11 protein-coding genes are annotated in these 10,557 nt (G+C 42.6%); 7 read left to right on the plus strand and 4 right to left on the minus strand.

The genetic code is table 11. The features are described from left to right. A partial coding sequence (locus ACFE90_RS30905) for a hypothetical protein (protein ID WP_375506159.1) occupies positions 1–277 on the minus strand: 277 nt, incomplete at its 3' end. A gap of 757 nt (positions 278–1,034) precedes the next feature. Here ACFE90_RS30905 and accD point away from each other — a divergent pair. Beyond that, positions 1,035–1,985, plus strand: a complete 951-nt coding sequence (gene accD / locus ACFE90_RS30910; RefSeq protein WP_375506160.1) for an acetyl-CoA carboxylase, carboxyltransferase subunit beta — start codon at positions 1,035–1,037, stop codon at positions 1,983–1,985. A gap of 57 nt (positions 1,986–2,042) precedes the next feature. Here accD and ACFE90_RS30915 read toward each other — a convergent pair whose 3' ends face one another. After that, on the minus strand, positions 2,043–3,473 hold the full coding sequence (locus tag ACFE90_RS30915) for an MFS transporter (RefSeq protein WP_375506161.1): 1,431 nt from the start codon (positions 3,471–3,473) through the stop codon (positions 2,043–2,045). Positions 3,474–3,735: 262 nt separating this feature from the next. Next, the gene (locus tag ACFE90_RS30920; protein ID WP_375506162.1) at positions 3,736–3,909 is read right to left on the minus strand and encodes a hypothetical protein; all 174 of its coding nucleotides are present in this window, start codon (positions 3,907–3,909) and stop codon (positions 3,736–3,738) included. A 141-nt stretch (positions 3,910–4,050) separates the two neighbouring features. Here ACFE90_RS30920 and ACFE90_RS30925 point away from each other — a divergent pair, with 141 nt between their 5' ends. From ACFE90_RS30925 to petJ, 4 genes are all read left to right on the plus strand, one after another. After that, positions 4,051–4,269, plus strand: a complete 219-nt coding sequence (locus tag ACFE90_RS30925) for a hypothetical protein (RefSeq protein WP_100899960.1) — start codon at positions 4,051–4,053, stop codon at positions 4,267–4,269. 132 nt (positions 4,270–4,401) lie between these two features. Continuing rightward, positions 4,402–4,893: a photosystem II cytochrome c-550 gene (psbV, locus tag ACFE90_RS30930; RefSeq protein ID WP_375506163.1), complete on the plus strand. Its 492-nt coding sequence runs from the start codon at positions 4,402–4,404 to the stop codon at positions 4,891–4,893. Between the two features lie 395 nt (positions 4,894–5,288). After that, on the plus strand, positions 5,289–5,708 hold the full coding sequence (gene petE / locus ACFE90_RS30935) for a plastocyanin (protein ID WP_375506164.1): 420 nt from the start codon (positions 5,289–5,291) through the stop codon (positions 5,706–5,708). Positions 5,709–5,967: 259 nt separating this feature from the next. Then, positions 5,968–6,312 (plus strand): cytochrome c6 PetJ, encoded by a 345-nt coding sequence (gene petJ, locus ACFE90_RS30940; RefSeq protein ID WP_375506165.1) that lies wholly within the window; start codon positions 5,968–5,970, stop codon positions 6,310–6,312. A 244-nt stretch (positions 6,313–6,556) separates the two neighbouring features. On the opposite strand, the gene ACFE90_RS30945 is transcribed toward petJ, so the two are convergent. Further along, positions 6,557–8,191, minus strand: coding sequence for a hypothetical protein (locus tag ACFE90_RS30945; RefSeq protein ID WP_375506166.1), 1,635 nt, complete (start codon positions 8,189–8,191; stop codon positions 6,557–6,559). Positions 8,192–8,816: 625 nt separating this feature from the next. On the opposite strand from ACFE90_RS30945, the gene ACFE90_RS30950 reads away from it, so the two are divergent. Together ACFE90_RS30950 and ACFE90_RS30955 are read left to right on the plus strand one after the other, a co-directional pair. After that, the gene (locus tag ACFE90_RS30950; RefSeq protein ID WP_375506167.1) at positions 8,817–9,512 is read left to right on the plus strand and encodes an esterase/lipase family protein; all 696 of its coding nucleotides are present in this window, start codon (positions 8,817–8,819) and stop codon (positions 9,510–9,512) included. A 352-nt stretch (positions 9,513–9,864) separates the two neighbouring features. Next, entirely contained in the window at positions 9,865–10,524 is a 660-nt protein-coding gene (locus ACFE90_RS30955) for a cytochrome b N-terminal domain-containing protein (protein ID WP_375506168.1), read from the plus strand. Positions 10,525–10,557: the final 33 nt, after the last annotated feature.

A 10,557-nucleotide genomic window follows, 5' to 3' on the forward strand; every position in this document is an offset into this window, starting at 1 on the left:
GCAAGAACTGCCCCTCTGCCTCTTCCCAATGCCCGATGCCCTTATATAAGAAATAGTTATAATTTGTGACTGTAACCAGCATTACCCCATCTACCCTTGATATTTTGATAATATTCAGCTTGTGACTTGTATTACCCTTGTGAACTACCCTGGCGTCTAGACTGATGTGGCTCTCCCAATTCATCGGGAATACCCAAGAGAACTCCGTAGTTCTATTGGTCTGACATCCCTCCAAGGGCAGAAATCCTGATTTCCAAGACCCAAATCTTTTACCCATAGCTCTGCCCTACTCCTTCCCTACGGGACGCTGGGCGAACGGAGAAGCAAGCTACGCGTAGCGTCCCGTAAAGAAGGGTTTTCTTGCAACATATATCTATAAGCTTGGTTTTCGCTTGTGGCATTGATGGTCAAGACACTAACTATAATATCCGAGAAATCGGTATTCCTTATATATCCTGGATGCAATCGTCATCATCAGCCGCTCATAATCTCCACCTTATGAATACATTGTTCGCGTTAGCGTCTTGCAGAGAAGGTGGGGACTTCCGTAATCCGTTAACGACGATTAACCGTTGGCAATCATAACTAGTGCAACAGATGCTGATTGGTCATAACGTAGTAATACAAATCATTGATTTGGGTAGGAGGGAGAAAGCATCTTATTTGGAGGTTGGTATTCTCATGGCTTTGTCAGTATGTCCATATAATTAAGTCTGCTGAAAAAAGAGCAAGGACTTGTATTGGCATAAGTATTTTCGTTAAGCTGGCAACCAAAGATGAAAATTAAAGTCTGAATTGCTTAAAAGCTTAGTTTGACGATGTAGCGATTAATGAGCCAGTGCGGTCTTCTCCCAAAGGGAGAGGCTAGCGCCAAGGGGGTTTACCCCCATGAGCAACTGGCGTTAGCGCAGCGTTAGCGACGTAAGAGCGTCACCTGAAGGGTCATTAATAAAGACAAATGACGAAAGGCTAAGGATAATCCGATACGGCTTGACATGTTTTCGACCTCATACCCACTTAAAATAAAATAAAAAATGGCTAACAACGAAGAATCACGCGGTTTAAAGTCTCTATTTGATTGGTTTGCAAATCGACGGAAGTCAGGAACTACCAGCCTCGAACGCCAAGAACGTGAAATTGCTGATGGGCTATGGCATAAATGTTCTAAATGCAGTGTGTTGGCATATACAAAAGACCTAAAAGCCAACCAGATGGTTTGTACTGAATGTGGTCATCACAATCGGGTAGACAGCGATGAGCGCATCCGTCAATTGATAGATCATAATACCTGGAAACCGCTAGACGAGCATTTGCGTCCAAGCGATCCATTGGAATTTCGCGATCGCAAACCTTACAGCGATCGCTTGCGGGAAATGCAGGAGAAAATTGGCTTAATAGACGCGGTTAAAACTGGTTTAGGTCAAATTAATGGTTTGCCCATTGCCCTTGGTGTTATGGACTTCCGCTTCATGGGTGGTAGCATGGGTTCAGTCGTGGGAGAAAGACTCACCCGCATGATTGAGCAAGCCACTCAACGACGGTATCCTGTAGTTATCGTCTGCACCTCTGGGGGCGCGAGGATGCAAGAAGGAATGCTCTCCCTGATGCAGATGGCGAAAATCTCCGCAGCCCTACAGCGCCATAAAGACGCCCGATTATTATATATTCCAGTTTTAACCAATCCCACAACGGGCGGCGTTACCGCTAGCTTTGCAATGTTGGGCGATATCATTTTGGCAGAACCCAAGGCAACCATTGGTTTTGCCGGTCGGCGAGTGATTGAGCAAACCCTGCGGGAAAAACTACCCGATGATTTCCAGACTGCTGAAGATTTACTCCTGCACGGTTTTGTTGATGATATCGTACCCCGTACCCAATTAAAGAACACCCTAGCCCAGCTGATTGCCCTACACCAGCCTGTACTAACAACACCTCAGATGGTGTTGTGGGAAACAATGTCCTTGACTTCTTCCGCCGCAGAATAAAGCAAGGGGAGCAGAGGGAGCAGGGGGAGAAAATACTACCTCATCCCCCTATCTTCCTCATGCTCTCTCTGGCTCTTTGACAAAAAGTAGTGGGATAAGCGCTGTTAGTCGAAATAGACTAGAGAGGGCGAACAACCCCAGTAAGCCTCCAAACTGAGCAAATTGGACGATGAAGCTGCCTATAGTTGTGCCTAAAGCACCACTCGCTCCAGCAACGGCAGCTGCGATCGCAAAATAGATAGACTGATTTTTAATTGGTGCGATCGCCAATTGTATATTGTTATTACACAAGTCAATCGCCGCCCAAGTACCTCCAGCCAAGATGTGTAACAGGGGTAACCATAACCAAATGTCAAGGCGATCAGCACCAATCCCCAGCCAAAGCAGTGGTGTGGCTGCAACCAAAATCCCAATACAGATCAGGATGGGACGATTACCTATCTTGTCTGCTAATTTGCCCCACACGATGAGCATCAGCAAAGTTGCCCCCGCTTGAAGGCTGTTGTAGATAGTTACATAGCTCACGTCTAAATCGAGCGTGTCGAGCATATAAAGGTTAAAAAAAGGACTGCTGAGGTTAACAGCAAGCCCCCAGAAGCTGAAATACAGCAAAAATCTCAAAAAGTTAGAGTTTTTCCAGATGCTGGAAGCTGGCGCAACAGGTAGGGTGAAATCTCTTTCTGTTCTATCCCCCTTGCTCCCTGCTCCCTGCTCCCTTGCCTCTTGTTCAATCTCATTTGTTTGAGGTAACTTGCCATAATAAGTGTTCTGCAATTGCGGATTCATATCCACCTGGAAATATTGACAGCCCAATCCCACAATCCCAAACACTATACCTACCAGCAGAACCACCCCATAGCCTTGAATACTTCCACCATACCAATGTGATACAACTAGACCGGCTATTGGTACGCAAACCAAATTGGTGAGGCTAGCAGCACTATTGCGTATCCCAAAATACCTGCCTCGCAATTGCCGGGGAACTATCATTGCTACCCAACTTAGCCACGATGCCGCTCCTAGTCCTCCCAAAAGATTGCTGAATAGAACAATCAAGAGTGTCAATATCACTAACTGGTGAGTATTAATCACGCCCAACTTGAAGCCGAGAATAGCGATTACTAGAACCAGCCATAGCAACCGACCAATTCCGTGTGTCCGAAGAGAATATTGAAAGCGGCTGGTGCTACGTTCAGACAAGTAAGCACCCAACGGCTGAATAAGATTGACCAACATGGGGATAGAGCACAGCATCCCAAATACCACTGGACTAGCACCCAATTCCACCAAAAAATTGCTCAGTAAAATCCCGCCAGTTCCAAGAGAGTAAACCGTTGCTAAGACAGAATCTGTAGTGGAAGCTTTTAAACTAGTGCGAATCGCATCCTTGGGAATTCGAGAGGTTGGAGAAAGTGCTGTGGGCGGTAAGGCAATCTGGGGAATTTCCAGAGTCAGTGGCGCAGTTGTTTCAATCTGAACAAAATCCATAATGTATGTTTATGAGTAAAACATCCTGACATAAATCCGGTTGTCGAGAAACTCAGTATGCTTCCATCAGCATTCTTGATAAGTTTTCGTTATTTTAACTTGCAATTTTCAACCAAAATTTCAAATAAGTAAAACATCACTCCTTAATAACACAAGGTACAAGTAAGAATAAAGACTGTTATTTGTCTGTGGTCAAGAAAAGATTACTTAATTTTTTGGGATTGGCGATCGCGATCGTCATTATTGACAGTAGTTAACTACGCTACACCGTGGCAGGTAGCTTAATATCCAGTTGCGATCGCATTTTTGTTAGCAGCAGGACTTTTGGGAGGCGAACGGATTTTACCAAAGGATGATTGTCTATAGCATGGTTAATACCACTTTCATCTTCATGATGCAGCAGTTTTTCGTTAATTTTCCTAAATGTATTAGTCAAGAGTTAAAAGTTCTCCCCCTGCTCCCCCTACCCTCTTTCCCTCTCCCGATTCCCAAACAGTATTTTGGGCAACAAATTGCACTCCTAACGTGATATTGGTATTACAGCGACTCAATCTCTATCTATCAGTTAACAAGCATTATGGGTTTTGCAGACCTATCAATCGCAGAGATAGCAGCCGACTACAGCATTCCTGTAGAAAAAGTGTTTTCTCTGTGCAACCAACTGGGAATTCCTTACAAACACCAAAAGACTCGTTTGGCGTTAGAAGATGCAAAGGCAATTATTTCCCAAATATCGTCTGAAATACGCCCAAAAGGTACTAGCGACTCGATGGGCGATGATCGCGAGGTCACCTAAAGGGTTATCTCGGACTTTGGCTAATCACTGATAGCTAATGATAAAAAACAATGAGTCATTAGCAATTAGCAGCTTGGAGATTGAGAATCGCTTTCTTAGCTGTGTTGAGCGTCAAAATCTTTAAGGGGAAACATGTTTAAAAGACTAATTGGCGTTGTTGTGGTTACTGTTTTACTCTCGTTTCAGTTGCTTGTTGGTAGCGCGACAGCAGTGGAACTCGACAAAGCTACCCGGACAGTGCCATTAAATGCTCAGGATGATACTGTCGTACTTAGCCTTAAACAAGTCAAAGAAGGCAAACGTTTATTTAATTACGCTTGCGCCCAATGTCATGCTGGGGGAGTTACCAAAACAAATCAGAACGTAGGACTCACTCCAGAAGACCTGGCACTGGCAACACCCAACCGTAACAACGTTGAAGGCTTGGTGGATTACCTGAAAAATCCTACTACTTACGACGGGGAAGAAGAGATTTCCGAAATCCACCCTAGTATCAAAAGTGCAGATATTTTCACAGCAATGCGAAATCTGACAGATGAAGACTTGGAGGCGATCGCCGGTCATATTCTCTTACAACCCAAAATCGTTGGCACTAAGTGGGGAGGCGGAAAAATCTATTACTAAATCCTGGAATTAGTGCTGAGTCATTGGGGCATAGGGCATAGGGCATAGGGTATGGCATTCCTTATTCCCCATTCCCCATTCCCCAGTTTTCACCAAATTTTAGCTGCTTTCGTTCTTGCAGCAGCACAAAATATTCCTGGTTGGGTCACAAAAAATTCTTCAAAAGCCAAAATATTCCTAAAGAATAAATAAAAATCTCTTATTTTACTGTTTACCTTTATTCACAAGCTTTTTGGGCTATCGCAGTCTAGTATTTATTACTGATTGCACAGCTTTTTGCAATAAATTTCTCCCTATTGTAAAAAAAAAATGTATCTATGACAGATTGTCATACTTTGGCGTTGATTTTATTTAAAATGAGATAAGGAAAAAAAATTGTTTGTTAGGAGAGAGCTATGAAATTGATTTCGGCAAGCTGGCGACGCCTTAGTTTAACCGTGTTGACAATCCTTTTAGTTGTTAGCAGCTTTGCTGTTTTTACTCCCAGTGCTTCGGCTGAAACCTACAAGGTGAAATTGGGAAGCGATAAAGGAATGCTGGCATTTGAACCACAAAAGGTGACAATTAAACCAGGTGATACAATTGAATGGGTGAACAATAAAGTTCCTCCCCATAATGTTGTATTTGATGCTGCCAAAAACCCATCTAAGGACGCCACTTTAGCAAAATCTCTGTCTCATAAGAATTTGCTGATGAGTGCTGGTCAAAAGGAAACAACCACCTTCCCCGCAGACGCACCTGCTGGTGACTACACTTTCTACTGCGAACCTCACCGTGGTGCTGGCATGATTGGTATAATCACTGTCCAAGGCTAGAAACATCCTCATTCACACAAGAAAGATGATTTTCTGAGCTTTTATTCTCTGAAATTAGCTCATAGCAACACATCACACTCCTAGAGTGACGCATATAATGGATAAATGGCGGTAACGAGTCTTATCCTCCCCTAAGACGCTAAGTAACCTGTGGCAATAGAGGGGTAAACTCGTTACCGCCAATTTTGATCAAACTTGACTTAATCAGGCATTAATCGCGTTTATACTCTTGCTGGAGGCTTGTTGCGAGGAAATTCTGTTGAGAATACTTTTATTAATTCTACTGTGGGCGATCGCTCTATTCAACTTGACATTCATTAGTCCAGCACTAGCTGCCGAAATATCTAACGGTGCTAAAATTTTCGAGGCTAACTGTGCTTCTTGCCATATAGGTGGCGGTAACATCCTTATTAGCCAGAAAACCTTGAAAAAGGAAGCATTGTTAAAGTACTTAGAAAATTATGATAGCGACTCAATCGAGGCGATTATCCACCAAGTACAAAATGGTAAAAATGCCATGCCTGCTTTTAAAGGCAAGTTAAGTTCTGAGGAGATTCTGGAGGTAGCTGGTTACGTTTTTCAGAATGCAGAACAAGGCTGGTAAAGAGTGTTCCCGAACCCGCTTCAGTTTTAGGTTTACTATCCTTTGCTGCTTTAGGTGTTGGCTCAACACTAACACCTAAAAAACCAACAGTTTAGTCACTTGCCAATAAAAATCAGCCCATCCCGTACTTTATAACCTGGGGTGGGCTGAATAAAAAGCAACTATGCCAATGGTCAGAAAGCACTAGCTTTCAAATGGCTGTGCCATTGAGCTTGTATCTTAATCTAAAATAACCATCTGGTGATTATTTTTCTGGATTAGACTTTTGTCTGTTTTCCTTCAATTCACGCAACTGTTCTACTAATTTTCCATCCGATTCAGTAGAGGGTGTAAGCTGACTCTTATTGACTCTTGGCAACAATAATGATTCGGAAGTAGTAGCCGCAGATGAAGGCGTGAGCTTGTTATTTCTGATGTGCAGTTCAGGGAATGGTTTAGAAGTAACTGCTGGTGAAGTCGTAGGTTGATAGCTATTGACTCCCGTTGCAGATAATGGTTTAAGAGTACCTGTTGGAAAGGATGCAGGCTGGTTATTTCTGATTTGCAGTTCAGATAATGGTTTGGGAGCAGCTGTTGGTGAGAACTTAGGCTGATTGCCATTAAGTTCTGGTGCAGCTAATGGTTTAAGAATACCAGTTGATGAGGAAGCAGGCTGATTATTTCTGATTCGCAGTTCAGGAAATGGTTTGGGGGTAAGCTGATTATTATTGATTCCCGGTGCAGATAATTGATTAGTCCCAGTGGTGTTGCTAATGTTGTTTTGGAAACTTAGGTTAAATGGATAGGAACTAATCCGTTTATCTCCCTTGGGGGATTGCTTATTGAAGTATTCCCTTGCTTCTGATTTCAAGTCCGGGGAAACTAACTTGTCTTGAAACTTGATATCTAAGACCTTACCATCAGGATCTACTACTAATACACCCAAAACAGCACCTTCAAGATTTGGCTTTTTCGTGGGTAACGTTTGGCGGATGACTGGTTTTTGTTCAGCGTCGGGGTATTGTTGCTGGACTTCTTTTCTCAGGTTTGCGTAGGAGTCTAGCTGTGCTATAGCCAGTTGAGTTCCTTTGGCAGATAAATTGGGTGCTTGTGACGCGGTTCCTCTAATTAAAGTTAAGCTATTCCCAGCCCTTGGAGCTTGTTTTAGAGAATTTATCAACGGGCTTTGAGCAATTCTAGACGCATCATTAACTGATTGCGCCATTTGTGGTGTCGTATTTACCTGTGCTGTTGTAATAGGGCTAGTGCCAGGTAGATTCGGAGATTGGGCATTTTGCAGAATATCATCAGGTATTTTCTGCGATTGCAATTCTGGTAATCTATTTACAGCCAGAGGCTGAGGTGCTTCGTATTTGGTGTCACTGACATTTACAGGAGAAGCTGATGGAGAAAATTTAGGGCTGGTATTGAATTTAGGGCTGTTATTGAATTTAGAACTATCAAATTTAGAGGCGTCAAATCGCAAATTATCACTAGGAATCATCCGCAAAGACTGCCTTGTAGGCAAGGAAGAAACTCGATAGTTATTCGATGATGCGGGTAGCGGAGGCAGTACTAGCTGACTGGATGGCGCTGGCGCCACTGGGGGCAATAGAGTTTGGGCGCTAAAGTTGGGAGGAGATAGTGGCGCTATTGGAGGAAGTTGTTGTAAACCAACTTGCGGCGTGCTTTGCGGCAAACGGCTTTGGTCGGCTTGGCTCAATTCCAAAAGTCCGACGGTTTTTGATGATGCTGTATCTTTGGGTTTGCTAGAATCCATAGGCATCAATGGTACAATCATCGCGATCGCACCGTGGATGCCAAGAGAAGCTATAGCTGCTATCCCAATTGGCTGGCTTAAGAGTTCTGGTATATTTCTAAACAGGGAGACGTAAGACATAGCTGTTATCGTTCACTCGGCTCAGTTGCAGTTGACTAGCGTTTTTCTCTTTTTGATTATCTTGCAAGATACTGCGAGATATGCATCCTACTAAGGAAATAATAACTTCGTATCCTGGCAATAAAAACGCCAAAATTGCCATTTATTCAAGTTTTTAATTGATCAATGACGCTGTATCATGTGTTCCAATTTGAGCTTGCTAAAGAGATATTTTAAAAACTACTACTTTTGATTTCTTTTCTTATTGTTATGACGCACACAATTAAAATTAATATCTCGGATATTTATTAAAGTTTAACTGAAAGCACAAGTATGAGCAGATAACAACATCTCTTGAAGTTGCTTTGTTTTTTCCTGTTTTCCACTCAACTATGCTTCTGTAACAGATGGCACACTTACTTATCCAAGACTAGCCCCTATGCGAAAATACTACCACATCAGCAGTCCCTAAATCTGTTGCAAATTGTACAATTTTATTGAAATTCTAGCCCTAAACCCAATCAGAGCTATTTAGGTTTTTATAAAAAGAGTCAGTTGTGCGATCGCAATTCTAACTTTTGACTTATGACTACTTCTTCGTCAAAAAAGCTTAAACCCTGATCAATCGTTGCATCCAAAATTTAAAATGCCGTTACCGACAGTTATTGTACCTGGATATCTAGAAAGCGCGATCGCTTACCGCCAACTAGAACAATCCTTACAACAGTTAGATTTTCCAACCGTTACAGTACCACTGCGACGGCGTGACTGGCTACCCACTATTGGAGGAAGACCTGTAACGCCAATTCTGCAACAACTCAATCTTACAATCAAGCATACATTAGAGCAACATAATGCGACTCAAATTAACTTGATTGCTCACTCAGCAGGAGGTTGGATATCCCGCATCTACATGGGAGAAAAGCCTTATTTAGGACGCGGTAACGTTAAACCATCTCTCTGGGAAGGGCATCCCCTGATTGCTACTCTCATCACCTTGGGTACACCTCATATTAGTCAAGAACGCTGGACGCGCTCCAATCTAGATTTTGTAACCAATAACTACCCAGGAGCTTTTTACAAAAACGTTAATTACGTTTGTGTGGCTGGCAAAACTATCTTTGGACAAAAACGGCGCGGTAGCTGGTTAGCCTACAATAGTTACCAATTAACCTGTGGTAAAGGCAACATTTGGGGAGATGGAATCACACCCATTGAAGCTGCTCACCTGGAAGGGGCAGAAAATCTGGTGATTGAAGGTGTGAGGCATTCTCCGAGAAGTCCTGGGATTTGGTATGGTTCACCAGAACCCTTAAAAGCTTGGGTGCAATATTTGATTTAACTGATATCTGACGCTAGTCCCAACAATTCCCTAGTAATTCATTGTTAGGCTATCGTCTAAAAACGGCTAGTAAACAATTTCAGTCCACTTGAGTGGACTTGGGCTATTAGCCTCAGACTTAAGTCTGAGGCGGGCCAGTACCGCAAGGCAAAAGTCAAAAGTATTGTATTCCAAGCTCTTGCGCCATTTAAAATGGTATGTTTATTTCCGCGCCTTTAGCTCATCAAGAATGGTGTTATATATTTGATTTAAAAAACTATATTTTTATTTGGGTAATGCAATATTTATTAAAATTTCTTAGCTAAAATCATAATAGTAATAAATACCTAATTAAAAACAGGAGGGGTGAGCTATGCAAAGCACCCAGTTCGATAAGATTTTGCGACGAGTAGCGACGATAATATCGGTCGTGATTCTGACTTTGTGCTTAATTTATATCTCTACCGGAGTAATGCTTTCTTTTTACTATGAACCGACAGCAGGCGGAGCTTATAACTCATTGAAGATGATTAATACACAACTGCCATACGGGTGGTTGTTTTGGAGAGCGCATGATATTGCTGGTAACGCAGTAATTGCGATCGCTCTGATTCAAATTGTGGTGATGTTTTTAGGACGGCAATTTCGCAAGAGTTGGCTGGCTGCTTGGATTAGTGGGATTTTGTTGACCCTAAGTGCGATCGGGCTGAATTGGACAGCGATGATTTTAGATTGGACTCAGGAAGGATACTGGCGTTTTAACATTGAATTAGGAACCATCGAAGCTATTCCTTTTATTGGTGGACAACTGCGCGAGATCCTAACTGGGGGTGGAGTCATTAACACAGTTACTATCCAACACCTTTACACAATCCACAGTTATCTGATTTCGGTGGCGACCCTAATTCTTGCCATAGTGCATTTATCTGCTTTACTGTGGCAAGAATGGGAAATATATCAAGAAACACCAAGACCAGAAATTAGTAATTTACAACAATCGTCAGAAGGCGAATTTATTCCTTCCCAAAGCTAATAAAGAGTCAAAGAAGAGGAAAGGGGGTAGGGG

This window comes from uncultured Nostoc sp., assembly GCF_964245445.1.
In the GTDB taxonomy this organism is placed as follows: Bacteria; Cyanobacteriota; Cyanobacteriia; order Cyanobacteriales; family Nostocaceae; genus Nostoc.